Origin of the sequence: Agrobacterium sp. FDAARGOS_525, assembly GCF_003938925.1 — a bacterium.
Taxonomy (GTDB): Bacteria; Pseudomonadota; Alphaproteobacteria; order Rhizobiales; family Rhizobiaceae; genus Agrobacterium; species Agrobacterium pusense.
Genome location: NZ_RKIU01000003.1, coordinates 964971 through 990636, shown reverse-complemented (window position 1 = coordinate 990636; position 25666 = coordinate 964971). Strand labels below are relative to the sequence as shown.

The 25666-nt window shown below is 56.6% G+C and carries 27 protein-coding genes; 11 read left to right on the top strand and 16 right to left on the bottom strand.

Annotated features, from left to right (window positions below):
* Positions 1 to 4: 4 nt before the first annotated feature.
* The 5 genes from trpB to EGT36_RS05960 form a co-directional block, all read right to left on the bottom strand.
* On the bottom strand, positions 5 to 1225 hold the full coding sequence (gene trpB, locus EGT36_RS05980) for a tryptophan synthase subunit beta (protein ID WP_004444279.1): 1221 nt from the start codon (positions 1223 to 1225) through the stop codon (positions 5 to 7).
* Between the two features lies 1 nt (position 1226).
* The gene (locus EGT36_RS05975; protein WP_004444276.1) at positions 1227 to 1889 is read right to left on the bottom strand and encodes a phosphoribosylanthranilate isomerase; all 663 of its coding nucleotides are present in this window, start codon (positions 1887 to 1889) and stop codon (positions 1227 to 1229) included.
* 102 nt (positions 1890 to 1991) lie between these two features.
* Positions 1992 to 2759: a M48 family metallopeptidase gene (locus EGT36_RS05970; protein WP_037090036.1), complete on the bottom strand. Its 768-nt coding sequence runs from the start codon at positions 2757 to 2759 to the stop codon at positions 1992 to 1994.
* A 69-nt stretch (positions 2760 to 2828) separates the two neighbouring features.
* A complete protein-coding gene (locus EGT36_RS05965) occupies positions 2829 to 4061 on the bottom strand; it encodes a polyhydroxyalkanoate depolymerase (protein WP_216800981.1) in 1233 nt (410 codons plus the stop codon).
* A gap of 123 nt (positions 4062 to 4184) precedes the next feature.
* Positions 4185 to 5027, bottom strand: a complete 843-nt coding sequence (locus EGT36_RS05960; protein ID WP_125270127.1) for a fumarylacetoacetate hydrolase family protein — start codon at positions 5025 to 5027, stop codon at positions 4185 to 4187.
* 128 nt (positions 5028 to 5155) lie between these two features.
* Here EGT36_RS05960 and EGT36_RS05955 point away from each other — a divergent pair, with 128 nt between their 5' ends.
* A complete protein-coding gene (locus tag EGT36_RS05955; RefSeq protein WP_006700108.1) occupies positions 5156 to 5758 on the top strand; it encodes a nitroreductase family protein in 603 nt (200 codons plus the stop codon).
* A gap of 104 nt (positions 5759 to 5862) precedes the next feature.
* On the opposite strand, the gene gyrB is transcribed toward EGT36_RS05955, so the two are convergent.
* From gyrB to EGT36_RS05930, 5 genes are all read right to left on the bottom strand, one after another.
* Positions 5863 to 8298: a DNA topoisomerase (ATP-hydrolyzing) subunit B gene (gene gyrB, locus EGT36_RS05950; protein ID WP_004444267.1), complete on the bottom strand. Its 2436-nt coding sequence runs from the start codon at positions 8296 to 8298 to the stop codon at positions 5863 to 5865.
* Between the two features lie 156 nt (positions 8299 to 8454).
* On the bottom strand, positions 8455 to 8820 hold the full coding sequence (locus EGT36_RS05945) for a helix-turn-helix domain-containing protein (RefSeq protein ID WP_004444265.1): 366 nt from the start codon (positions 8818 to 8820) through the stop codon (positions 8455 to 8457).
* Entirely contained in the window at positions 8817 to 9386 is a 570-nt protein-coding gene (locus tag EGT36_RS05940; RefSeq protein ID WP_004444262.1) for a Smr/MutS family protein, read from the bottom strand. Before EGT36_RS05940 ends, EGT36_RS05945 begins: the two co-directional genes overlap by 4 nt.
* Positions 9383 to 10495, bottom strand: a complete 1113-nt coding sequence (gene mltA, locus EGT36_RS05935; protein WP_037090042.1) for a murein transglycosylase A — start codon at positions 10493 to 10495, stop codon at positions 9383 to 9385. The genes EGT36_RS05940 and mltA overlap by 4 nt, the downstream gene beginning before the upstream one ends.
* Positions 10492 to 11190, bottom strand: a complete 699-nt coding sequence (locus EGT36_RS05930; RefSeq protein WP_004444258.1) for a Tim44/TimA family putative adaptor protein — start codon at positions 11188 to 11190, stop codon at positions 10492 to 10494. The genes mltA and EGT36_RS05930 overlap by 4 nt, the downstream gene beginning before the upstream one ends.
* Before the next feature lie 140 nt (positions 11191 to 11330).
* On the opposite strand from EGT36_RS05930, the gene EGT36_RS05925 reads away from it, so the two are divergent.
* Together EGT36_RS05925 and secB are read left to right on the top strand one after the other, a co-directional pair.
* On the top strand, positions 11331 to 11867 hold the full coding sequence (locus EGT36_RS05925; protein WP_037090044.1) for an FxsA family protein: 537 nt from the start codon (positions 11331 to 11333) through the stop codon (positions 11865 to 11867).
* Positions 11868 to 11968: 101 nt separating this feature from the next.
* Positions 11969 to 12451 (top strand): protein-export chaperone SecB, encoded by a 483-nt coding sequence (gene secB, locus EGT36_RS05920; protein ID WP_022555303.1) that lies wholly within the window; start codon positions 11969 to 11971, stop codon positions 12449 to 12451.
* A 95-nt stretch (positions 12452 to 12546) separates the two neighbouring features.
* Here secB and dnaQ read toward each other — a convergent pair whose 3' ends face one another.
* From dnaQ to EGT36_RS05895, 5 genes are read right to left on the bottom strand one after another with little or no spacing between them, the layout of a single operon-like run.
* Positions 12547 to 13245: a DNA polymerase III subunit epsilon gene (dnaQ, locus tag EGT36_RS05915; RefSeq protein ID WP_004444252.1), complete on the bottom strand. Its 699-nt coding sequence runs from the start codon at positions 13243 to 13245 to the stop codon at positions 12547 to 12549.
* Positions 13238 to 13846: a dephospho-CoA kinase gene (gene coaE / locus EGT36_RS05910; protein WP_037090046.1), complete on the bottom strand. Its 609-nt coding sequence runs from the start codon at positions 13844 to 13846 to the stop codon at positions 13238 to 13240. Before coaE ends, dnaQ begins: the two co-directional genes overlap by 8 nt.
* A complete protein-coding gene (locus EGT36_RS05905; protein ID WP_037090048.1) occupies positions 13846 to 14706 on the bottom strand; it encodes a shikimate dehydrogenase in 861 nt (286 codons plus the stop codon). The genes coaE and EGT36_RS05905 overlap by 1 nt, the downstream gene beginning before the upstream one ends.
* Positions 14699 to 15298: a Maf-like protein gene (locus tag EGT36_RS05900; protein ID WP_125270126.1), complete on the bottom strand. Its 600-nt coding sequence runs from the start codon at positions 15296 to 15298 to the stop codon at positions 14699 to 14701. The genes EGT36_RS05905 and EGT36_RS05900 overlap by 8 nt, the downstream gene beginning before the upstream one ends.
* A gap of 31 nt (positions 15299 to 15329) precedes the next feature.
* Positions 15330 to 16151 (bottom strand): pyruvate, water dikinase regulatory protein, encoded by an 822-nt coding sequence (locus tag EGT36_RS05895; protein ID WP_006700254.1) that lies wholly within the window; start codon positions 16149 to 16151, stop codon positions 15330 to 15332.
* A 409-nt stretch (positions 16152 to 16560) separates the two neighbouring features.
* Here EGT36_RS05895 and hemE point away from each other — a divergent pair, with 409 nt between their 5' ends.
* From hemE to EGT36_RS05855, 8 genes are all read left to right on the top strand, one after another.
* Entirely contained in the window at positions 16561 to 17595 is a 1035-nt protein-coding gene (gene hemE, locus EGT36_RS05890; protein ID WP_037090052.1) for a uroporphyrinogen decarboxylase, read from the top strand.
* Positions 17592 to 18137, top strand: a complete 546-nt coding sequence (gene hemJ / locus EGT36_RS05885; protein WP_035208036.1) for a protoporphyrinogen oxidase HemJ — start codon at positions 17592 to 17594, stop codon at positions 18135 to 18137. Before hemE ends, hemJ begins: the two co-directional genes overlap by 4 nt.
* A 186-nt stretch (positions 18138 to 18323) precedes the next feature.
* Positions 18324 to 19589 carry a transcription termination factor Rho gene (gene rho, locus EGT36_RS05880; RefSeq protein ID WP_004444236.1) on the top strand — a complete coding sequence of 422 codons (1266 nt, stop codon included), beginning with the start codon at positions 18324 to 18326 and terminating at the stop codon, positions 19587 to 19589.
* Positions 19590 to 19676: 87 nt separating this feature from the next.
* On the top strand, positions 19677 to 21002 hold the full coding sequence (gene mnmE, locus EGT36_RS05875; protein ID WP_037090054.1) for a tRNA uridine-5-carboxymethylaminomethyl(34) synthesis GTPase MnmE: 1326 nt from the start codon (positions 19677 to 19679) through the stop codon (positions 21000 to 21002).
* 56 nt (positions 21003 to 21058) lie between these two features.
* Positions 21059 to 22942 carry a tRNA uridine-5-carboxymethylaminomethyl(34) synthesis enzyme MnmG gene (gene mnmG, locus EGT36_RS05870; protein WP_125270125.1) on the top strand — a complete coding sequence of 628 codons (1884 nt, stop codon included), beginning with the start codon at positions 21059 to 21061 and terminating at the stop codon, positions 22940 to 22942.
* A gap of 11 nt (positions 22943 to 22953) precedes the next feature.
* Entirely contained in the window at positions 22954 to 23571 is a 618-nt protein-coding gene (gene rsmG / locus EGT36_RS05865) for a 16S rRNA (guanine(527)-N(7))-methyltransferase RsmG (protein WP_037090056.1), read from the top strand.
* A gap of 19 nt (positions 23572 to 23590) precedes the next feature.
* Positions 23591 to 24385, top strand: a complete 795-nt coding sequence (locus EGT36_RS05860; RefSeq protein ID WP_006700257.1) for a ParA family protein — start codon at positions 23591 to 23593, stop codon at positions 24383 to 24385.
* Between the two features lie 30 nt (positions 24386 to 24415).
* Complete coding sequence (locus EGT36_RS05855) at positions 24416 to 25300, top strand: ParB/RepB/Spo0J family partition protein (protein ID WP_037090057.1); 885 nt, start codon at positions 24416 to 24418, stop codon at positions 25298 to 25300.
* 59 nt (positions 25301 to 25359) lie between these two features.
* Here the strand turns inward: EGT36_RS05855 and EGT36_RS05850 are convergent, their stop codons facing one another.
* On the bottom strand, positions 25360 to 25560 hold the full coding sequence (locus EGT36_RS05850) for a DUF1674 domain-containing protein (RefSeq protein WP_004444223.1): 201 nt from the start codon (positions 25558 to 25560) through the stop codon (positions 25360 to 25362).
* Between the last annotated feature and the right edge of the window lie 106 nt (positions 25561 to 25666).

Sequence of the window (25666 nt, the reverse complement as noted above, 5' to 3'; positions counted from 1 at the left end):
GATCTTATACATCCATTCCAAGGAACTTGCTGACGGTGTGGACATCCTTGTCGCCGCGGCCGGAGAGATTCATCAGGATGATCTCGTCCTTGCCCATTTTCGGCGCACGCTTGATGACCTCGGCCAATGCATGGCTCGGCTCCAGAGCCGGAATGATGCCTTCAAGGCGGGTCAGCATCTGGAAGGCATCCAGCGCCTCATGGTCCATGATCGGCACATATTCGACGCGGCCGATGTCGTTCAGCCAGGAATGTTCAGGGCCGATACCGGGATAATCGAGGCCTGCGGAGATCGAATGGCCTTCCTTGATCTGACCATCTGCATCCTGCAGCAGATAGGTGCGGTTGCCGTGCAGCACGCCCGGCGAACCGGCAGTGATTGAAGCGCAATGCTCTTCGCCCGAAAGGCCCTTTCCACCCGCCTCGACGCCGACGATGCGGACGCTCTTGTCATCAAGGAAAGGATGGAAGATGCCGATGGCGTTCGAGCCGCCGCCAACTGCCGCAATGACCATATCCGGCAGACGGCCTTCCGCTTCCAGCATCTGCGCCTTGGCTTCCTCGCCGATAACGGCCTGGAAATCGCGGACCATTTCCGGATAGGGGTGTGGGCCAGCGGCAGTACCGATCAGGTAATAAGTGTCGTCGACATTGGTGACCCAGTCACGCAGTGCCTCGTTCATGGCATCCTTCAGCGTGCCGTGGCCGGCCGTGACCGGCTTTACCTCGGCGCCGAGAAGCTTCATACGGAACACGTTCGGGGCCTGACGCGCGACGTCCGTCGCGCCCATGTAAACGACGCAGGGCAGACCGAAACGTGCCGCTACCGTGGCCGAAGCAACGCCGTGCTGGCCGGCACCGGTCTCCGCGATGATGCGGGTCTTTCCCATGCGCTTGGCAAGCAGGATCTGGCCGAGGCAATTGTTGATCTTGTGTGAACCCGTGTGGTTCAGTTCTTCGCGCTTGAAGTAAATCTTCGCGCCTCCGAGTTCCGCCGTCAGCCGCTCGGCAAAATAAAGCGGGCTCGGACGACCGGTATAGTGTGCGCCGAGATGCTTGAGCTCAGCCTGAAACTCGGGATCGGTCTTGGCCTTGTCCCATTCCGCCTGCAAATCCAGAATGAGTGGCATCAGCGTTTCAGCAACGAAGCGACCTCCGTAAATGCCGAAACGTCCGTCCTCATCAGGACCAGCGCGAAAAGAATTGGGTGTTGGCGCGTCGTTCACTTCAAGCTCCCTTTGGGCCTTTCGACCAATCATTCACCACATCGAAAAAAGCGTCGATCATGGACAGATCCTTGACGCCCGGCGCGCTTTCGACGCCAGATGACAAATCTAGTCCGCTCGCCCGGGTTTCTGCCAGAGCCTCGGCGACATTGTCCTTGTTCAGCCCCCCGGAAAGCATGTAATCGATGCTTCCGTCAAGGGAGCGCAGGATGGTCCAGTCGAAGGAAACACCGTTGCCGCCCGGAAGCTCCGAACCAGCGGGCGCCTTGGCATCCAGTAGAAAACGATCGGCTATCCCGTTATAAGGACCAATTTTGGCAAGATCAGCGGCATCGCGAATGGAAATCGCCTTCATGACCGGCAGGCCGTAAAGCGCCTTGATGGTCAACAGCCGCTCCGGGCTTTCACTGCCGTGCAGCTGCAGAATGTCAGGTTTTACAAGATCGACGATTTCATCGAGATAATCATTATCGGCATTGACGGTGACAGCGACCACCTTGGCTGCGCCACGGGCGGCTTCGGCCAGCTTACCGGCTAAATCGGGCTCGATGTTGCGTGGACTTTTTTCAAAGAAAATAAAACCGACATGCGACGCGCCGCGCCTGATGGCGCGCTCCAGCGCTTCCGGTGTCTTCAATCCGCAAATCTTGATATCCGGTTTCATATCCGCGACCTGACACGAAATGCGACGAGAGTCGAGCCAAATCGCATCCGTTATTGATGGAATGTTTCACGTGAATCCAGATGGCGATCGACGCCCTAAGTTTCAATCGAAATCGATGGCGTGGAGTTTGGAGCCATTATGTTTCAGCCAGTCCTTGGCTTCATCGGTGTGCGGGCAGAGTTTTTCGCACAAAGCCCAGAATTTCGGTCCGTGGTTCATTTCCCTCAAATGCGCGACCTCGTGGGCGGCGAGATAATCGATGACCTTTTCCGGAGCCATGACTATGCGCCAGGAAAAGCTCAGGTTTCCATCATGGGAACAGGAACCCCAGCGGCTGCGTGTATCCTTCATGCTGATCGATCGCACCGGCCGGCCGGCCGCTCTGGCATGAACGGCCACAAGCCGCTCCAGGTCGGCCTTCGCCTCCTTTTTCAGGAAGGCCGCTATCCGCCGTCTCAGATGCTCGGGCGCGCCGCTGACTTTCAGAACGGGCGCGCCATCCGCGTCTTTCGCGACATGCGTCAGGCCGCGCAGGCTGCCCGTATGGTCAATACGGTGGGCTATGCCCCTGATATCGATGGTCGTGCCGGAACGCAGACCGTCGTCAGGACTGAACTTCGGAAGTTTGCCTTCCAGCCAGCCCTGATGTCTCTCGAGAAAATCATCCACCTGGCGATGATGCAGACCCATCGGGATCGTCAGCTTCAGCGCCCGGCCGCCCGGCTCGATGCGCAAGGTAATGCGCGTCGCCCGCGGGTTCTCCCTGACCGTGATCGGCACCTGCCGGCCTGCCACCGAGACGGTGCGCTGGCTCGGCACGACCTTCTTTGGCGCCGGGGACTTCAGGGATTTTCTGAGGAGCGAAAACATGAAGCCTTCATAACCGATTCGTCCATCCCTTGGCCACGCAAATGCGCGGCGTCACCTACCGTTCTGCCGTTAGGTCGTCTTGTGTTTGGCAATGAAATCCAGCATACGCGGTACGATCTCCTTGCGGAAGCGCGAACCGTTGAAGACACCGTAATGCCCTACATCCGGCTGCATGTAGTGCGCGCGTTTATCTTCAGGGATGTTGCGGCAGAGATCGTGCGCTGCCTTTGTCTGGCCGACGCCGGAAATATCGTCATTCTCCCCTTCGACAGTGAACAATGCGACCTTGCGGATGGCAGCGGGATCGACCGCCCTGCCCCGATGCAGCATGTTTCCCTTCGGCAGCGCATGGTCGATGAAGACGGTTTCCACCGTCTGCAGATAAAATTCCGCCGTCAGATCCATGACAGCCAGATATTCATCGTAAAATTCGCGGTGTTTTTCAGCGGAATCGCCGTCATTCTTGACCAGGTTCAGGTAAAAATCCTTGTGCGCCGTCATGTGCCTGTCGAGGTTCATGGACATGAAGCCCGACAGCTGCAGAAAACCCGGATAGACGTTGCGCCCAAAGGCCGGCTGCGGCCACGGCACCTGCATGACCACATTGTCGCGGAACCATTCGATCGGCTTGGCCTTCGCGAGACCGTTGACGGCGGTGGGGTTGATGCGCGTATCGATCGGTCCGCCCATCAGCGTCATGGAAGCGGGTGCAAACACATCACCATCCGCCTCCATCAGGGAAACGGCAGCCAAAACAGGAACGGATGGCTGGCAAACGGCAACCACATGGGTGCCGGGGCCGATCTGCCGCAGCATCTCGATGACATAGTCGATATAATCGTCGAGATCGAAGGTTCCCTCCGCTGCCGGCACCATCCGGGCATCGGCCCAATCGGTGATGTAAATATCGGCCGAGGGCAACAGTGCCTCCACGGTCCCGCGTAGCAGGGTTGCATAGTGGCCGGACATCGGGGCCACCAGTAGCACCTTCAGGTTGGACTGGGGGGCTGGATCGAGTTCTTTTTTGAAATGAAGCAGATTGCAGAACGGGCGCGACCAGACGGTCTCCTCCGTGACAACCACGGTTTGGCCATCAATGACCGTGGAGCCGAGACCGAATTCAGGCTTGACGTAGCGGCGCGTCAGCCGTTCGAAAACCTCGAAACCGGCATCGAGGCTTCTGCCGAAGGCCGTACTGGACAGCGGATTAAGAGGATTGTTGCAGGCCTGGCGCATCATGTCGGCACCGGCACGCAGCGGTGCCATGGCCGCATGGTTCATTTCATAGAGGTGGTAGAACACTGATGACGCCTCCCTCGCGATCACGCTCTTTTTTTCAACCATAGCAGCTTTTCGCAGGTGCACAAAATCGAAGGCACCGGCGGTTTCCCGCCAGCGCCTCACTTTCCGTCGAACGCCGTTTAATCAGATGTCGGCGACGAAGGTCTGCTTCTGGGAACCGAGACCCTCGATACCGAGTTCCACGACATCGCCAGCCTTCAGGTAACGCGGCGGCTTCAGGCCCATGCCGACGCCAGGAGGGGTGCCAGTGGAAATGACATCGCCGGGATGCAGCGACATGAACTGGCTGAGGTAGGAGACAACGTGGGCGACGCCGTAAACCATGGTTTTGCTGGAGCCATCCTGCATGGTCTGGCCGTTCACCTTCAGCCACATGCCGAGGTTCTGCGGATCGGTGATTTCGTCCTTCGTCACCAGCCATGGGCCGATGGGACCGAAAGTGTCGCAGGACTTGCCCTTGGTCCACTGACCGGCGCGCTCCGTCTGGAAGGCGCGCTCGGAAACATCGTGCGAAACGCAATAACCGGCGACATAATCGAGAGCATCCGCTTCGGAGACATATTTGGCGGTCTTGCCGATGACGACGCCAAGCTCGACTTCCCAGTCAGTCTTTTCCGAACCGCGCGGGATGACGACATTGTCATTCGGACCAACGATGGCCGAGGTGGCCTTCATGAAAATGACCGGTTCCGGCGGTACGGTGGCACCCGTTTCAGCGGCATGGTCGGAGAAGTTAAGGCCGATGCAGATGAATTTCCCCGTTCCCGCAACGCAGGCGCCGATGCGCTCTTGGTTCAGCACCGGAAGTGTGCCGACATCGATCGCGGCGATCTTTTTGAGACCCTCGGGAGAAATGGCTTCGCCGCCGATATCTTTGACATGGGTGGACAGATCGCGGACTTTTCCTTCCGCGTCGAGGATTGCAGGTTTTTCCTGGCCGGGCTGGCCGACACGCATCAATTTCATGGAACTCTCTCCCGGTTGTCAGACAAGGTGATGCATATATGAACGATGCATTCATACTTGTCACCCCTTGACTGCGCCGAGTTTCGAAAAATACCTTTTCCTTCCCGTCAATCAAAAGGACATGGCCCGTGACGAACAGCAATAACCGGCAATCAGAATACCCCGTTGATCCCCTCTTCCTCGATCGCTGGTCTCCGCGCGCCTTCGATGGTCACGCCATGCCGGCGCAGCATCTGATGACCATTCTGGATGCGGCGCACTGGGCGCCCTCCGCCTCCAATCATCAGCCGTGGCGGTTTGTCTATGCACACAAGGACAGTAAAGACTGGCCGCTCTTCGTGGAACTGCTGATGGAGGGAAATCAGCGCTGGGCAAAAAACGCCTCCGTGCTGCTTTTCGTCATTTCCCGAGACTACAATATCTCGCACGACGGCGAGAAGAAACCGTCAGCAACCCATTCCTTCGATGCCGGCGCCGCCTGGTTTTCACTTGCCATGCAGGCGCACCTGCTCGGTTACCATGCGCACGGCATGGCCGGCATATTCAAGGACAAGATCGTCGAAAAACTGAATATACCGGAAGGCTACAAGGTGGAGGCAGGAGTCGCCATCGGCACGCTCACCGACAAGTCCGTTCTTCCTGATGATCTGGCGGAACGGGAGGTGCCAAGCAAACGCCTGCCCCTTTCCGATGTTGCCTTTGAAGGTCGCTTCACCGGCAAGGCTGACTGATCACCATTATCCGCATAAAATCAAAAGGCCCGGCGGAGATTACCGCCGGGCCTTTTGTTAAAGTTTCGTTTCACGTGAATCGTTACGCGAAACATTCCCCAAATTTAAATATCCAGGTTAGCGACGCTGAGTGCATTTTCCTGGATAAAGTCGCGGCGTGGTTCGACTTCGTCACCCATGAGGCGGGCAAACAGGCCGTCGGCATCAGTCGCGTCACTTACTCTTACCTGCAGCAGCGAGCGAACGTTGGCATCGAGTGTGGTTTCCCAAAGCTGCTCGGCATTCATTTCGCCAAGACCCTTGTAGCGCTGCATGGAGAGACCCTTGCGTCCGGCAGCGAAAATCGCATCCAGAAGCGCGCGCGGGCCGGCCAGCTCCATCGTGCCATCCTTGCGTTGCAGAACCGGCGGCGTGGCGTAGATATCACGCGTGCGGGCCGCAAGCTGGTCGATGTGCCGGGCATCGGCAGAACCGAGCAGGCCCATATCCAGCGTCGAGACTTCCTTGACGCCGCGCACCATGCGTTCGAAGCGCAGACCGCCGTCTTGCAGCACAGTGCCGGACCAGCCGCGTTCGGTCTCTTCAGCAATCATATCGAGACGCCGGGCCACTTCGGCAACAGTTTCCTCCGCACGCGCCGCGTCGGCGGAAAGCTCGGGGTTGAGTGCGCCGGCAATGGCCGCCTGCTCCACGATGGAGCGGCTGTAACGGGAATGCAGCCCGTCGATCAGCGAGCGCATGCGCAGCGCATCCAGAATGACTTCACGAAGATCGGCGCCAACACGCACTTCGCCAGAGCCGAGCGTCAAAGATGCTTCCTCGATACCCATGGAAATCAGATACTCTTCCAGCGCTTTTTCGTCCTTCAGATACTGAACGGATTTACCGCGCGTCACCTTATAAAGCGGCGGCTGGGCGATATAGAGATGGCCGCGTTCGATCAGTTCCGGCATCTGGCGGAAGAAGAAGGTCAACAGCAGTGTACGGATGTGGGCGCCATCGACGTCAGCATCCGTCATGATGATGATCTTGTGGTAACGCAGCTTATCGGCGTTGAACTCGTCCTTGCCGATGGAGGTGCCGAGCGCCGTAATCAGCGTGCCGATTTCCTGGCTGGACAACATCTTGTCGAAACGGGCGCGTTCGACATTGAGGATCTTGCCGCGTAGCGGCAGGATTGCCTGCGTCTCGCGCGAGCGGCCCTGCTTGGCCGAACCGCCGGCGGAGTCACCCTCGACGAGGAACAGTTCTGATTTTGCCGGATCGCGCTCGGAGCAGTCGGCGAGCTTGCCGGGCAGAGAGGCAATATCGAGCGCGCCTTTGCGGCGTGTCAATTCGCGCGCCTTGCGGGCGGCTTCTCGGGCGACAGCGGCTTCAACCACCTTGCCGACAAGGATTCTCGCGTCGGATGGATGTTCTTCGAGCCACGTGGAGAGTGCTTCGTTGACGAGGCTTTCGACAACCGGACGCACTTCAGACGACACAAGCTTGTCTTTCGTCTGCGACGAAAACTTGGGGTCTGGCACCTTGACGGAAAGGATGGCCGTCAGACCTTCACGGCAGTCCTCGCCCTGAAGGCTTACCTTTTCCTTTTTCAGGATGCCGGAGGTTTCGGCATAGGAGGTGACCTGGCGGGTCAGAGCCGCGCGGAAACCTGCCATATGGGTGCCACCATCGCGCTGCGGAATGTTGTTGGTGAAACAAAGCACGTTCTCGTGATAGCTGTCGTTCCACCAGAGTGCGACCTCAACCGTAATGCCATCCTTTTCACCCTTGATGGCGACCGGCTTATCAACCAGCGGCTTCTTGGCGCGGTCGAGATACCGGACGAAGGCCTCGAGGCCGCCATCATACAGCAGTTCTTCCTGCTTGACGTCGGAATGGCGCTTGTCGGTGAGCAGGATGCGCACGCCGGAGTTCAGGAACGCGAGTTCGCGCAGGCGATGCTCCAGCGTTCCATAATCATAGTCGGTCATGGTGAAGGTTTCAGGGCTTGCCAGGAAGGTGACTTCCGTACCCGAACGGCCTTCATATTCGCCGATAACGGAAAGCGGCGCGTCGGCGACACCATGGGTAAAGCCAATCTCGTGCACCTTGCCATTGCGGCGGATGCGGAGCTTCAGCCAGACGGAGAGCGCGTTGACCACCGAAACGCCGACACCGTGCAGACCGCCCGACACCTTGTAAGAATTCTGGTCGAACTTCCCGCCCGCATGCAGCTGGGTCATGATGACCTCGGCGGCAGAAACGCCCTCGGAGGAATGGATGTCAGTCGGAATGCCGCGTCCGTTATCGGTCACCGTGACGGAGCCGTCGGCATTCAGGGTCACCGTCACCAGGTCGGCGTGGCCCGCAAGCGCCTCATCGATGGCGTTGTCGACGACTTCGTAGACCATGTGATGCAGGCCGGAACCGTCATCGGTATCGCCGATATACATGCCGGGCCGTTTGCGCACGGCATCAAGGCCCTTGAGGACCTTGATCGAATCGGCTCCATATTCCGCGTTCGCGCCGACTTCGCTTGACGATGTTTCGGTCATAAGTACTCTTTCCAAAGTTTTCCTGGCCAGGTTTCCAGTGAGAGGGCCTGAAGCCAGCGAATCACTCAAATCCGACATGCGACTATAGAAATTCTATACCCAATCCCAAAGGCCGCATGCTTCAGGATGCTGCATAAAGCAGGGGATAGAGGGGTTTCAATCGCAAGAACGGCTTTTTTGCAGCACGGCTGACAGTTCCTCTACCACACTCGGCGGCAGCTTGCGAATATCCCGTGCCAGCCGGTTGGCGAAAGCCGTATATTGCGGCGGCAGGCCGACTGTGTCGATCACCACCTTCGGGTCGGATGAGCCGGCAAGGAAGAACAGTTCCTCGGCCTCGTCCCAGATGATGTTGAAATATCCGGCAATGCGCTGGAGGAGATCGAAGCTCGGCTTGCCGCGCTTGCCATGCTCAAGCGCTGAAAGGTAGGCCGGAGAGACGCCGATGGCGGCGGCCATTTGCTTCTGCGTTACACCCTTGCGCTCACGAAGCTGCCGCACGGCCAGCGCAAAGGGCGTCATGACTTTTCGCCTCGCCGGCGCGAAAGCCGCACATAAAGCGCGCCATCGCCGCCGTGATTGGCCGACGCATCCTCATAGGAGGAAATCAGGTGGCGATATTCGGGTTTGGAAAACCACATGGGCACCGCCCTTTTCAAAGCCCCGTCACTGCCAATCGATCGACCTTTGCCGGTAATGACCAGCACATGTCTTAGACCCCGCTCATGTGCGCGCAACAGAAAATCGAGCAATACGGCGTGGGCCTCGCTCTGGAACATGCCGTGCAGATCGATCCGTCCTTCCAATGGCAGGCGGCCGCGGGTCAGCTTACGCTTGACCGGTTTTTCCATCGGCTGGTGGATTTTCGGCTTTTTATCCGGAGCTGGAGGGGGCGGCTCAGCCGGCTCCGCAAGGATGCGCGGAAAGGTGTCTTTACCGGTCAGCGAAACATCTGGTTCCCCCGCAGGGTCCTCCACGTCATCGAAAGCCAGCAAGTCTTCGAGCCTGCCGGAGATCGGCCGCGTGGTTTTTGCGACCTTTCCCCACAGAACGCGTTCTTCCTTGCCGAGCTTGCGACTGTTCTTCATCGCCGATACCTCTGCGCAGCAACCCGCGGTATCAGTATATAAAAATCTGCCTCATTGCGCACCGTGCCGGCAAGTTCTCCGGCTTCGAAACCCGAACCGGTAAAGATATCGCCGCGGGCCGGGCCAATGATGGCCGACCCGGTATCGAGCGCCAGCATCAGCCGCGCAAAAGGCTTTCCATCATCGAGATGGGTAAGCGACGGCGAATGGATGAAGAAGGGAAGCCCGAACGTGTGGATGAGCCTGTCCACAGCAAGCGAGCGCCCAGCGACGAGCGGTACTTTTGCGGCGGCGACCGGTCCCATATCCTCGTCGGCAACATCCGCCTCCCGGAAAAAAATGTAGGAGCGGTTATGCCATAGTACTCCATCCACCTGATCGGGATGGTCAGCGAGCCACTTGCGGATCGTCTGCATCGACACGGTTTTCGGATCGAGTTCTCCGCGATCGAGAAGCAGACGTCCGATCGGTGAAAAAGCATGGCCTGCCTTGGCCGCATAGGTAATGCGCTTTATCGCACCATCGGGAAAAACCAGACGTGCCGCGCCCTGCACATGGACAAAAAACAGATCGACCTTCGATTTCGCCCAGGCGATCTCAAGTCCCCTGCCCTCCAGATAGCCTTCATCGATCGCGCGGCGATCGGGGAAGCAGGAAATCCCGTCTTCATCCTGCCTGCCGAAAGCATAGGATGTATCGAAGCCGACGGGCCGATTGGTATCGTCGATATCCACCAATTCGGGTGGTCGGCGGTAAATGGGATAACGCCAGATGTCGTCAGGTTCAGACGAGACTTCCAGTTCAGGCTCGTAGAAGGCGGTCACAAAACCGCTTTTTCCCTGCGACGGAAAAATCCTGAAAGGAACACAGTTGGTTTCAAAGAACCGGCGTGCCTGTTCGGGACCGTCTGCCTCGCATTTCTCAGCGACCTCCAGCAGCGAAACCAGTTCCGCCGCCGTGACGCCGAGTGCGCCGGTGCGATAGGGTTTTGCGCTCCGAAGATGCGACAGAATTGCGGTCATCGCCGGAAAAAGGCTAGCGGGATCGTCTTGCCGCCACCCGGGCAGGTCGCTGAAAGAAACTTCTTCGATCGAAAAGGGCGCGGTCATTGCTCGGATTCGGTGGCGATCAGCTTCCAGTTCGGATCGCGTGAGCGGATATCGCGCGAGAAGGTCCAGATGTCATCCACCTCCGCAACCGCATCCGGATCACCATCGACCAGCTTGCCATCCTTGTCATAGGTCGCCGAGATGAGCTGGCTGACGATCCGGAGCGTTATCTGCACCTCGGAATCGCGAATACCCGCCTGGGTGATATCGGCTTTCTCAATGCCAACAAAAGTCGATTTCACCACCTCGCCGCGGCCTTCCCTTTCGGAAATCGCTGCGTCGAAACCTTCAAACACCTCTTTGGACAGCAGGTTCTTGAGCGTCTTGCGGTCGCCATCGGCAAAACCCATCACGATCATCTCGTAGGCCATACGGGCGCCGTTCAGGAATTCCTTCGGGCGGAAGGACGGATCCTTCGTCATCACCTCACGCAGGGAGGCATTGAGTGCGCTGTCTGCAGGCGCCAGTGCATCCACCTCGGCGAAGCGGTTTTCATCTTCCGCCTCGGCGCGCTTCGGCAGTGTCACGACCTTGTTATCATCCGTGACGGGACCCTTCGCGACATCGCGCGGGCTATAAGGATCAAAAGGCGGCTTTTCATTGCCCGTGCGACGACCAAGGACGCTGCGCAGCTGAAAGAAGATCAGCACCGCTGCAACGAGAAAAAACAATGTGATAAAGTCGCTGAAGCCCATCTTTTACCAAAACCGCCATTTAAATTCGAAAACCACACCATCATATAGTCTGCATCTTACCATCATTCAAATATGCAGATTCAATCATCGGTGTCCCGGGAACCGGCAATCTGCCAGAGATGCACACGCAAGGCTAGAAGATGCGTTTTTCCTTTCTCCCAATCATCGTCCTGATGATGCCCATCCTTGAAATTGCCGGTTTCATTATTGTCGGCAAGGCAATAGGCCTGTGGCTGACACTGGCTCTCGTCCTGTTCACGTCTTTCCTGGGATTGCTCATATTGCGCCTGGGCGGCCTTGGTATGGTGAGAAATCTTCAGGATGCGGGCCGCACGGGCGCACAGCCTGCGGACGAACTCGTCAATGGCGCGATGCGCGTCGTGGCGGGCATCCTGTTGTTCATTCCGGGTTTCATCACCGACATTCTCGGCCTCCTGCTTCTGTCGCCGGCCATTCGCCGGTTTTTCTGGAAAGCCTTCGGACCGCGCGTCGTCGTGGCTGGTTCATTCAGACAGCCCGGCGCCCGGCCGGGCGATTATTCCGGTTTCAGCAATGGCCCGGGATCTCATGGCAATTCGAAGGTGGTGGATCTGGACGAAGAGGAGTTTCACCGCGCCGGGCCGAAAGACTCTCCCTGGTCGAACAGGCCCGATGATCGCGACCTGCCCAAGCCCTGACGCCGCGTCGAGGCATGGCGACGACCCGATCACGAAGGGTTGTAAGCCCGGAGTCGAAATGATAGACCGCCTTCCACGAATTCACGCCGCGAGGAACCGTAATGACCGCTGAAAATGGCGCACAGGGCGCAGCTAGCCCTTCTCTCAACATTCTTGCCCAGTACATCAAGGACCTTTCCTTTGAAAATCCGGGTGCTCCTCGTTCGCTGCAGGCCCGTGAGAATGCGCCGTCGATCAACATCAATGTCAACGTCAATGCAAATCCGATTTCCGGTTCGGATTTTGATGTCGTGCTGACACTGAATGCCGAAGCCAAGGATGGCGATAAGGTTCTGTTTGCGGCCGAGCTGGTCTATGGCGGTGTCTTCCGCATCGCTGGCTTCCCGCAGGAACACATGCTGCCGGTGCTGTTCATCGAGTGCCCGCGCCTGCTCTTCCCCTTCGCCCGCCAGATCATTGCCGACGTTACCCGCAACGGCGGTTTCCCGCCGCTCATGATCGATCCGATCGATTTTGCGCAGATGTTTGCGCAGCGCGTTGCCGAGGAACAGGCAAAGGCTCAGGTTCAGGCTGTCCCGAACTAAGCAGCGGCCATCTTCCGTTACAGACAAACAAAACCCGGGTTCTTGGCCCGGGTTTTTCTTTACGCAGATTTGCGATTTAAGTATCTGAGCAGTCTTCAGTTCTGGTACCGGTTCCAGATCGCCTTGTCCCCCATGCCGAGAACGAGTTTGCCGTGGGCGGCAACCGTCTCCGCATCCAGCCGCGACGGCAGGGGGCGGGGCCGTCGCAGGGGCTCCAGCGGAATGTCTTCCTCAATGACAATGGTTTCCTGCCTGGCGGCAGAGCCGAAGCCGAGCGCAGTCTGGCGGCCGCCGATCATTTCGATATAGACTTCGGCCAGAAGCTCGGAGTCAAGAAGCGCGCCATGCTTGGTGCGATGGGAATTGTCTATTCCATAACGGCGGCAAAGCGCGTCCAGCGAATTCGGTCCCATCGGGTGCTTGCGGCGGGCAAGCGACAGCGTATCCGTCACCAGATCAGCGGCGACCGGTTCGATCCCGAGACGGGCGAATTCCGCGTTGATGAACCCCATATCGAATGTTGCATTGTGCGCCACCCAGCGCGCACCTTCGAAGAAATCCCGAATCTGGTCGACAACTTCAGCGAATTTGGGCTTATCCTGCAGGAACTCGTCGGTAATCCCGTGAACGGCAAGCGCATCGGGATGAACCTTGCGATCTTCAGGATTGATATAAAGATGCAGGGTGCGGCCAGTCGGGAAGTGGTTGATCAGTTCCACGCCGCCGATTTCGATGATCCGGTCTAGCTTCGACTCCAGACCTGTGGTTTCCGTATCGAAAATGATCTCACGCATGCATCTCTCCACGGCGCGACTCAGCGGTCAGCTTCTGCAAAATGTCTCTTACCTGATCCCGGGCCGCTTCGACACCATTTCCGGAATCGATGATAAAATCGGCACGTCTACGCTTCTCCGCATCGGGCATCTGCCGGGCAAGGATCATTTCGAATTTTTCTTCGGTCATTCCTGGTCGTGACAGGACTCTTTCGCGCTGGATCTCTGGTGCACAACTCACCACAACGACTTTATCGACACGTTTTTCCGCACCCGTTTCGAACAGCAGCGGAATATCCAGAAGCGCAAATTTCCGGCTGTTTTTCCTTGCTTTCGACAGAAAGGTTTCCTGTTTTTTCCGAACCAGTGGATGGACGATTTCTTCAAGCCTTCTGAAATTAGCCGGATTCTTTCTCAAGATGTCACCGAGTTTTTCCCGGTCTACGACACCGGAAACGGTGGTGCCCGGAAAAGCTGCCTCGATCTGAGCTACGGCCTCCGCCCGATAAAGACCATGAACGACCTCGTCCGAGTCCAGAACCGGAACGCCTTCTTCGGCAAACAATTTCGCGGTTGTCGTTTTTCCCATTCCAATCGAGCCGGTGAGACCGATCACAATCATCAATGTTTCTCCATGTCCGCGATGATCAGAGAACGCAGGGTCTCATCCACCTCCGGCATTTTGCCGAACCATCGCCTGAACCCTGGTTTTGCCTGATGAAGCAACATGCCGAGACCATCGACGGTCGTGATACCCTGCTCTTCCGCCATCTGAAGGATCGGTGTTCGTAATGGCACGTAGACGATATCGGTCACCACCGCCTTGGCAGCGAGCTGCGAAAAATCGAGATGCGGCGCCTCAGCGCCATCCATACCGAGCGATGTCGTATTCACGAACAGCCCGGCGCCCTGCATGACCTCCTGCAGCGCTGCCTGGGGATGGGAAAAGACGCGTGGGCCAAAACGATCAGCCAGTTCGCGAGCACGTTCGAGGGTCCTGTTCAGGACGTGGATTTCCGCGATGCCCCGGTCGCGCAGCGACTGAATGACGGCACGGCTTGCGCCGCCGGCACCAAAAACGACCGCCCGGTCCGTTTTGTCCCAACCGGGATGCCGCTCATCCAGATTAGACACGAACCCGTAACCATCGGTATTGGTGGCATGGAGTTTACCCTCCTCCATCCAGATGGTGTTGGCGGCACCCAGTTCTTCCGCCAGAGCATCAGGACGATCCGCCAACCGGTAAGCGGCTTCCTTGTGAGGGATGGTGACGTTGCCGCCCACGGCCGTACCGGGCTTACCTTCCTTCACGGTTGCAATGAAATTCGCAAAATCGTCCGATGCGACCTCGACTGCCTCATAGTTACCGGTGATACCGAATTTCTTGAGCCAGTATGAATGAATGATCGGCGACCGGGAATGCTTGATCGGGTAACCAACAACGAAAGCGTTTATGGTTAATGTTTCACGTGAATCAGCCATCGATGACACCCAGGTCGCGCAGTTTCGATAAAAGCGGCAGAACCGGCAGGCCGAGGATCGTGAAATAATCGCCTTCAATCGAAGTGAATAGCTGGATTCCCTCTCCCTCGAGCTGATAGGCGCCCACGCTGCTTAGAGCTTTTTCACCCACTCTCTGGAGGTGACGGGAGACAAATTCGGGGCTCAATGTTCGCACGGCAAGTTCAGCACTGGAAACCACCTTCCATATCACCTCCCCGCCGCGAACGAGGACAGCCGCGCTGTTCAAGCGGTGAACCTTACCGGACAATGACAGCAGATGTGCTTCGGCCTCGGCCATGGTCTTCGGCTTGTGATAGACCCGCGCACCGAGTGCCATGGTCTGATCGCAGCCCAGAACCAGTGCGTCCGGATGAAGCGAACCGACGGCAAGAGCCTTGGCAGTCGCGAGTTGTTGTGCAACTTCCTCCGGGCTGGCGCCCGTACGTTCCAGCCGCTCATCGAGCGCGCGCTCATCAATATCCGCTGGTATCGCCGAAAATGTCAGCCCCGCATTGCGCATCAGCATCTGGCGGGATGCGCTGGACGAGGCGAGGATCAACTCTTGTTTCATCGACTGTCTGCTCCTGATGGTGCGATCCGGATTATCGCGTCCTCGGGCGAAGGGCAAGGATGGCAGCAGCCGTTTCCTCAATGGAACGGCGTGTGACGTCAATCAGAGGCCAATTGTTGCGGGCGCAGAGCGCACGCGCATATTTCAGCTCTTCCATGATCGTGGCGCGATCCGTGTAACGGCGGCTGTCAAATCCGCCGGTTGCGCCCAGTTCGCGGTTCTCGCGAACCTGCGATATTCGATCCGACGTCGCCACGAGGCCGACGATCAGAGGCCGGGTGGCGGCATAGAGGCTTTCGGGCAAAGGCACGTTGGGTACAACCGGAATGTTTGCGGTCTTTATACCCCTGTTGGCGAGATAGATGCTGGTCGGAGTTTTCGACGTGCGGCTGATGCCGATGATAACGACATCCGCCTCGTCATAGGTCTCCGGCATCTGTCCGTCATCGTGATCCATTGCAAAATTGAGCGCTTCGATCCGCGCGAAATAATCCGCATTGAGGGCGTGTTGCGCACCGACCCGCCGTCTTGATGGCGCGCCCAGATAAGTCTGAAAGATGCCGATAATGGGTTCAAGAACGTTGACACAGGGCACGCCGATCGCGTGACAGCGCAAATCCAGGAATTCTGCCAGTTGCTGATCGACGATGGTGTAAAGGACAATGCCCGGTTCCTTGTCGATGAGGTCAATGACCTGCGCGAGCTGCTTCTGGTTGCGGATCATCGGATAGACGTGTTCCACCGGCATGGATGCGTGAAACTGTGCCGAGACCGCGCGGCCGGCAGACATGAGAGTCTCACCTGTTGAGTCCGAAATCAGGTGCAGATGGAAGAAGCTTTTTTTGTTCTCCACGCTGTTTTTCTCCCGCTGTTGATAACCCGGGACAAATGTCCGAACGAGCCTGCGGGTCGAACCGCGCCGTGAATAAAGTGGTGTTTTTCCACAATCCGCAAGTGGCTTTCACCATGCTCCGGGCAGCCTGTGAATTGCTGGAAGAGTTGACACTTGTCCAACCCGATTCACAGCCTGTCCACAGGTCGGGAACCTTCCAATAAGAACATAATCCATTGAAAATTAGAGATAAATTACGATTTTTCCAGGTTTTTCAAAATCGCTGCCGAGATTTATCCGACCACCGTGCTGAAAAGATGCGGCTGCGGCATTTCGACTGGAATGATTTTAATCCTTGCTACCCACAGACTCTAAGAAATAGAAAATCTTTTAAATCTCTTTGATTTTATTTTTTTAGAAGCTGGGTGTGATGAGCGAACGCAAGGTTATGACTGTTTTGAACGGGAAGACGGTCACGCCGCCGCCCATATGGCTGATGCGTCAGGCTGGACGCTATCTTCCGGAGTACCGGGAAACGCGGAAGAGCGCCGGAAGTTTCCTGGATCTCTGTTATAATCCCGAGTTGGCAACCGAGGTGACGCTTCAGCCCATTCGCAGGTTCGGGCTGGATGCAGCGATTCTTTTTTCCGACATTCTGGTGATACCCGACGCGCTTCACCGCAATGTGTCCTTCACCGAAGGCAGGGGCCCCGCCATGGACCCGATCGATGTCAGCGGTATTGAAGAACTCGATGCGTCTGATGTCATGGCGCATCTTTCGCCTGTCTTCGAAACGGTGTCGCGCCTACGCAGTTCATTGCCGGATGAAACGACGCTTCTTGGCTTTTGTGGCGCACCGTGGACGGTCGCGACCTATATGATTGCCGGTCACGGAACGCCCGACCAGGCGCCGGCGCGGCTATTCGGTTATCAAGAGCCCGCCGCGATGGAAAAGCTTTTGGCTTTTCTCGCTGAGGTTTCTGCGGATTATCTTGTGGCGCAGATCGATGCAGGGGCAGATGCCGTGCAGATCTTCGATTCCTGGGCGGGCGTGCTCGGCGAAAAGGAGTTCGAGAATTACGCAGTAAAACCGGTTGCCCGTATCATTGCTTCGGTGCGCGCGCGGCGTCCCTCCGCGAAAATAATCGCTTTCGCGAAGGGGGCGGGTTATCTTCTCAAGGACTATCGTCGTAAGACCGGTGCCGACGCGATCGGGCTGGATTGGTCGGTGCCGCTCGGCTTCGCCACGGATTTGCAGAAGGAAGGGCCCGTGCAGGGCAATCTCGACCCAATGCTGATGGTGGCGGGCGGGAGGGCTCTGCAGGATGGTATCGACGCCGTGCTGCAGGCCCTTGGGCAGGGTCCGTTGATCTTCAATCTCGGTCACGGAATCACGCCGCAGGCTGATCCGGACAATGTCACCCGGCTGGTCGAGCGGGTGCGTGCGGGTGGGACCGTGCCATGAATGACGAAAAACAGACTTCTGCGCGATCAGGAAACAGGGCCGCCCTGCGGGCTGGCGTCGGGCTGGGCGTTTTCATCGCAGTCGTCGCCCTGTTCTTTTACGTGGATCCTGCCGATCTCTATCTCTGGATCAAGGCGTTTCACATTATTGCTGTGATCTCATGGATGGCGGCGATCTTTTATCTGCCACGGCTCTTCATCTATCATACCGATGCGCCGGCAGGTTCGCAGCAATCCGAAACCTTCAAGGTGATGGAGCAGCGGCTGATCAAGGTCATCATGAACCCGGCGATGATGATAAGCTGGGTGCTCGGACTTTATCTCGCCTGGTCGGCCTACGGTTTTTCTGGTGGCTGGCTGCACGCAAAAATCGCTATGGTCGTGCTTCTGACTGCGACCCATGTTTATTTCACGCGTAGTGCGAAACGTTTCGCCCGAGATGAAAATACCAGGCCTGCCCGTCACTGGCGGTTGATGAATGAGGTTCCAACGTTGCTGATGATCCTCATCGTCATACTTGTGGTTGTGAAACCCTTCGGTTAGAGCGGTGTAACGATAAATTTCGCGGAATTCGTGCTTTCCTCTTGCAGCAGCGATGTTCAATCGCTATTTTCGGGCCACTCATCTTCGTGGCATGTGAATTATTCAGTCATCTGCGGTCTTTCCCACAGCATCTGATTCGCGAACACGCCCTCCCCCGACATTACATTATTAAACGGTCTTCTCTTCATGGCTGAAATGAAGCTTCAGGAACTTAAGAGCAAATCGCCTACCGACTTGCTGACTTTTGCCGAATCCCTGGAAGTTGAAAATGCGAGCACCATGCGCAAGCAGGAGCTCATGTTCGCAATCCTCAAGGTTCTCGCGAGCCAGGACATCGAAATCATCGGCGAAGGCGTCGTTGAAGTTCTGCAGGACGGTTTCGGGTTCCTGCGATCCGCAAACGCAAACTATCTGCCGGGTCCGGACGATATTTACATCTCTCCCTCGCAGATCCGTCGGTTTTCGCTGAAGACCGGCGATACGGTTGAAGGACCGATCCGCGGTCCCAAGGAAGGTGAGCGCTACTTCGCCCTTCTGAAGGTCAACACGATCAATTTCGACGATCCCGAAAAGATCCGCCACAAGGTCCATTTCGATAATCTGACGCCGCTCTATCCGAACGAGCGGTTCAAGATGGAGCTTGATGTCCCGACATCCAAGGATCTGTCGTCGCGGGTTATCGATCTCGTCGCACCGCTCGGCAAGGGCCAGCGTGGCTTGATCGTTGCACCGCCACGGACCGGTAAAACGGTTCTGCTACAGAACATTGCCCATTCGATCACGGCAAATCACCCGGAATGTTACCTCATCGTTCTTTTGATCGACGAGCGTCCGGAAGAAGTCACCGACATGCAGCGTTCGGTCAAGGGAGAGGTTGTGTCCTCCACCTTCGATGAACCAGCGGTACGCCACGTACAGGTCGCTGAAATGGTCATAGAAAAGGCGAAGCGCCTCGTTGAACATGGCCGCGACGTCGTCATTCTGCTCGATTCCATCACCCGTCTTGGTCGCGCCTATAACACCGTCGTTCCCTCTTCCGGCAAGGTTCTGACCGGTGGTGTGGACGCCAACGCCCTGCAGCGGCCGAAGCGCTTCTTTGGCGCCGCCCGCAATATCGAAGAAGGCGGCTCGCTGACGATCATTGCGACGGCGCTGATCGACACTGGCAGCCGTATGGATGAAGTCATCTTCGAAGAGTTCAAGGGTACGGGTAACTCGGAAATCGTGCTTGACCGGAAGGTAGCAGACAAGCGTATCTTCCCGGCGCTGGACATTCTGAAATCTGGTACCCGTAAGGAAGACCTCCTGGTGCCGCGCCAGGATTTGCAGAAGATTTTTGTTCTTCGCCGTATTCTCGCGCCGATGGGAACGATGGACGCCATCGAGTTCCTCATCGATAAGCTGAAGCAGACTAAAAACAATTCGGATTTCTTCGAATCGATGAACACCTGAACCGGAAATTAACCGGATTCATCTGAGATCGTTAAAGCCGCATTCGTTTATTCGAATGCGGCTTGACTGTTTTGATCGAGGTGCGCCATGCCTTCCCCTGATACGATATATGCACTTTCGAGCGGTGCCCTCCCGGCCGGGGTGGCCGTCGTGAGGATCAGCGGACCCATGTCTTTCGCGATGCTGACAGCATTGACCGGACGAGAGCTTCCGGCACCACGAAAAGCCAGGCTGAGTTTGGTTCGGAATCGAAACAATGAGACCATCGACCAGGCGCTCGTAATGTCTTTCCCTGCACCACATTCCTTCACAGGTGAGGACTGCGTTGAAATCCAATGCCATGGAAGCCGGGCAGTCATTGCCTCGATTTTTACTGAGTTCGACCGGTTCCCGGATGTACGTCCTGCGGAGGCCGGGGAGTTTTCGCGCAGGGCGTTCGAGAATGGCAAGATGGACCTGCTTGAAGTCGAAGGTTTGGCCGACCTGCTTCAGGCTGAAACGGAGATGCAGCGTCGTCTGGCGGTTGAACAGAGTACAGGCAATCTTTCGGCTCTTTATGACGGATGGGCTCAGCGCCTGACTCGTGCGCGTGCGCTGATCGAGGCGGAGCTCGACTTCGCCGACGAGGAGGATGTCCCGGATTCCGTATCTGGACAGGTATGGGAGGCGATGAAACAGCTGAAAGCGGAAATCGCCTCCCATATGGAGGCAGGCGGAAACGGCGAGATTATCCGGGACGGTTTCAAGGTGGCGCTCATCGGAGAACCCAATGCCGGGAAATCCACGCTGCTGAATTCGTTAGCTGGCCGGGATATCGCCATCGTCACCGACATTGCCGGTACGACCAGGGACGTATTGAGCGTGGACATTAACCTTGAGGGCTATCTGGTACGAATATTCGACACGGCAGGCCTGAGGGAAACGTATGATGTGGTGGAACAGGAGGGGGTGCGGCGCGCTGTTTTGACAGCGGAGACTGCGGATCTCATTCTGGTGCTGCAAGATAACGATTCGTTTCCGAAACAAACCATCGCATCACTGTCTGCAAAGCCGCATCTGCGCGTCAGGACCAAGGCGGCGTTGTCGTCTTCGACGCCTAGAGCTGAGTTCGATCTGGCGATCTCGGCGAAAGAAGGGATTGGTCTCGATGAATTGCGGTTCTTGATAAAGCGGGAGATTGAATCGCGATTGCAAGGGGCCCAGACTTTGATGCCCGCCCGGGCCCGCCATAAAAAACGACTTGAAGAGACGCTTAACTATGTTAGTGATGCGCTCGATTCTGAAGCCATGGACCTTGCTATAAGGTCGGAATATTTGCGGCTCGCAGCGACATCGCTTGGTCGTATTACAGGACGCGTCGATGTTGAAGATTTGCTGGGCGTCATCTTTTCAGAATTCTGCATAGGAAAATGATTCACGTGAAACATGGGCCGCGGACGCGCGGTCAGATCAGAACAGGGCGCAGATAGATGCACCAGTCATTTGATGTCGTTATTATAGGTGGTGGACATGCCGGCAGTGAAGCGGCCGCGGCTGCGGCTCGCCATGGTGCAAAAACCGCGCTCGTGACCCATAAACGCGACACCATCGGTGTCATGTCCTGCAATCCAGCAATTGGCGGGCTTGGAAAGGGCCATCTCGTTCGCGAGATCGACGCCCTGGATGGTCTGATGGGGCGGGTGGCTGACGCTGCCGGTATTCAGTTTCGCATGCTCAATCGCAAAAAGGGTCCGGCCGTGCGAGGTCCCCGCACCCAGGCGGATCGCCGTCTTTACCGTGAAGCGATGCAGGGCGAAATTGCAAATATCGAGAATCTTACCATTATTGAGGGCGACGCTCTTGATATTGAGATGACGAATGAGCGAGTGGCTGCTGTCGTCATGGCGAATGGTAGCCGGATTCCCTGCGGTGCCGTGGTACTGACAAGTGGTACCTTCTTGCGTGGCCTTATTCATATCGGCTCCGAAAAGGTACCGGCCGGCCGTGTGGGTGAAGAACCGTCAATCGGCCTTTCCAACACTCTCTCGCGGCTTGGTCTTCGCATGGGCAGACTTAAGACCGGCACGCCTGCCCGTCTGGACGGGCGAACAATTGACTGGAGCGGTGTTGATCGACAAGGCGCAGACGAAGATCCTGTGCCCTTCTCCTTCATGACCGACAATATCGTGAATCCGCAAATCGAATGTGGAGTTACCAGAACCACATCAGCCGGGCACAGGGTCATTCAAGAGAATATCCATCTTTCAGCAATGTATTCGGGTCAGATCGAAGGCGTCGGTCCGCGTTATTGTCCGTCTATTGAAGACAAGATCACCCGGTTTGGCGAGCGTGATGGTCATCAGATATTTCTGGAGCCCGAGGGACTGGATGATCATACGATCTACCCTAACGGAATTTCCACGTCACTTCCGGCGTCTGTTCAGGAACAGTTCATCCACACCGTACCCGGTCTCGAGCGGGTTGCGATCTTGCAGCCGGGTTACGCGATCGAATATGACTATGTCGACCCGCGAGAACTCAAGCCCTCCCTCGAGTGTCGCAAGATTGCGGGACTATTCCTTGCGGGGCAGATCAACGGCACAACCGGTTATGAAGAAGCAGCTGCTCAGGGGCTCGTCGCCGGCCTCAATGCCTCTCTTTATGCAGGCAACAGCGATCCGCATTATTTCAGCCGGACGGAATCCTACATCGGCGTCATGATCGATGATCTGACATCCAAGGGTGTCAGCGAACCCTACCGAATGTTTACGTCACGAGCGGAATATAGGCTGTCGTTACGGGTCGATAATGCCGATCTGCGGCTAACGCCAGTGGGTCAGCGGGCGGGAATCATCGGTTATCACCGTCAAAAGCGATTCGATAATTTTATAGAAGAACTCGGTCGGGGTCGTGACTTGCTGAAGACCCTCACGATCAGCCCTTCGCAGGCAGCAAAACAGGGATTAAAGCTCAATCAGGACGGACAACGCCGCTCCGTTTATGAATTGCTTGCCTATCCTGATATGTCGCTTGATGTCCTCAAACAGCACTGGCCCGAGTTGGGTGGGCTTCCCGAGAAAATTGCGGATGTGCTGCAAATCGAGGCTGGTTACGCTGTGTATATGCAGCGCCAGAGCGCCGATATCGTGGACATCAAACGCGACGAAGAGCGAAAGATTCCTGACGATTTCGATTTTCAAAGCCTGTCCGGCCTTTCCAATGAATTGAAACAAAAGTTGGAAAAGGCCCGTCCAGAAAACGTCGCCCAGGCCGCACGTGTTGACGGTATGACGCCGGCTGCGATATCGCTGCTTCTCGCCCTTCTGCGGAAAAACTCTTCTACGCAGAATGAAAAATTGCGTCTGCACCAATAGCGAGTCGGATTATGAAGATAAACGGCCAGAGTGTTTCACGTGAAACACAGGAGAAGCTCGAGCATTTTGTTGAGCTCTTCAAGAAGTGGAATAAGACCACCAATCTGGTGGCCCCCTCCACTCTTACAGAACTCTGGAGCCGCCACATTGCCGACAGCGCCCAGATATTTCATCTCTCTCCTCATCCGCAAAGATGGGTGGATCTGGGCAGCGGTGGGGGTTTTCCCGGTGTAGTCACTGCCATATTTCTCTCTGAAATTGGCGGCGGCTGGGTCGATCTGGTGGAAAGTAACAATAAGAAGGCCGCATTTCTCCGGATAGTGCTAAAGGAAACCGGCGCGCGTGGAGCGGTGCATCCCGTGCGAATTGAGAAAGCACCTGCCATTCTCGAGACGTGCGATTCTGTGTCGGCCCGCGCACTGGCGGAGCTGGATTTGCTTTTCGACTATATCCATCCCTGGGCCACAAAAAATCCCGATCTCAAGGCATATTTCAATAAAGGCCGGGATTATGAATCCGAAGTGCAGAAAGCACATGGTCGCTGGCAGTTTGATCTGGTAAAACATCGGAGTGCCATTGAGGCAGATTCTGTTGTTCTTGAAATCAGCAACCTCGCTCCGAGGCGCTGACAAGCTGGCCAGGTGCGGCATGACTTTGGAAAAAAACCGGATTATCGCAGTAGCAAACCAGAAGGGTGGTGTCGGTAAAACAACGACTGCTATCAATCTGGCCACAGCGCTGGCAGCCATTGGTGAGCGGGTATTGATAGTTGATCTGGACCCGCAGGGTAACGCCAGTACCGGGCTGGGGATTGACCGGCGAGAGCGGAAGCTCTCCTCTTATGATCTCCTGGTCGGTGATCACAATATTGCGGAAGTCGCTGTCCCAACCGCCGTTCCAAATCTCGATATCGTGCCATCGACGATGGATCTGCTTGGTTTCGAGATGCAGGTTGCTACCGTTGCCAATCGAGTCTTTCTTCTGCGTGAAGCGATGGAGACGACAGAGGCTAGAGGCTATTCTTATATTCTTGTCGACTGCCCCCCGTCCTTCAACCTTCTGACGATGAACGCGATGACGGCCGCGCATTCCGTGCTGGTGCCACTGCAATGCGAGTTTTTTGCGCTGGAAGGCCTTAGCCAGTTGCTCGATACGGTCAGCCAGATAAGAGGGTCGGTCAATCCGCAGCTCGATATCCAAGGGATTGTTCTGACGATGTTCGATGCGCGCAATAATCTGGCGCAACAGGTTGTCTCGGATGTCAGAACGCATCTCGGAGAAAAGGTTTACCATACGCTCATTCCGCGCAATGTTCGCGTTTCCGAGGCCCCATCTTATGGTAAGCCGGCAATTCTTTATGATTTGAAATGTGCTGGTAGTCAGGCCTATCTTCAGCTCGCATCGGAAGTGATCCAGAGAGAGCGTTTGCGTAAAGCCGCCTGACGTCTGCCGCAATCTACGGAGTGATATCTTATGAGTGATGATCTTTCCAAGCGCCGGCTGGGACGTGGTCTCGCGGCCTTGATCGGCGAAATGGACCAGCCTGTACCCGTGGGTGAACCCCAGCGTACTGTCAGCGCTGATCGCACCATTCCGATAGAGTTCATTGCTCGTAGCCAACGGAACCCACGTCGTCACTTCGATGAAAATGAACTGCAGGATTTGGCCGCGTCCATCCGGCAGCATGGCATTGTTCAGCCTGTGGTAGTGCGGACGGTCGGGGTGAATCGATACGAGATTATTGCCGGTGAAAGGCGCTGGCGCGCTGCGCAGCTGGCCGGTTTTACCGACGTGCCTGTTATCGTTCGTGATGTGGATGATCGAACGGCGCTCGAGTTGGCCATCGTTGAGAACGTCCAGCGCTCAGACCTCAATCCGCTGGAAGAGGCGATGGGTTATGAGCAGCTGATCGCGGAACACGGTTACACTCAGAACGATCTCGGTGAGATTATCGGCAAGAGCCGAAGCCACGTCGCCAACAGCCTTCGGCTATTGAAACTTCCGGACTCGGTACGCGACATGCTCGCGGATGGGTCGCTTTCCGCAGGTCATGCGCGGGCGCTTGTTTCCACTTCCGATCCGGCGAATCTCGCACGCATGATTGTTTCCAAGGGCTTGTCGGTCCGTGATGCCGAGAGATTGGCTCAGAACGACATTAAATCGCAGGGCGAAGCTACGGAAAAGCGCCCTGCCGCGGAAAAAGATTCAGATACAGTCGCACTGGAGCGCAGTCTTTCTGATGCCCTCGGTCTCGACGTAAAGATTAACCACAAGGGGGGATCCGGGCAAATCCGTATCGCTTACCGCACGCTCGAGCAACTTGAGGCAGTGTGTCGTTTATTGGAAAATAAACAATAAGTACTTGTTTTAATTGAAAAATACCCGCCGTTGGCGGGTATTATCGTTATGGCGACCGCCTAAAAATCTATTGCGCGGCCCTTTATTTCGTAGTCGCCGAAACGAACCGGTTCGGCGCCGCCGCGGCCACCGGTTTCCGGCGGTAACTGTAGATCTGCCTGTTGTTTGCGCCGTTCTTCTGCTTCTTTCAGGGCCCGCTCAGCCGCGGGCGATAGCCGCCTCCGCTGCTCCGCGCCGTTGTCGTTATCCGCATCCTGCATGAGAAACCCTCCCTATAACGGGATATTGAAATATGTTTGCCGTTTCCCAGATTATATACCCATAGGGATTTTTTAAACCCCGGAATAATCCGGCGATGAGAATTCC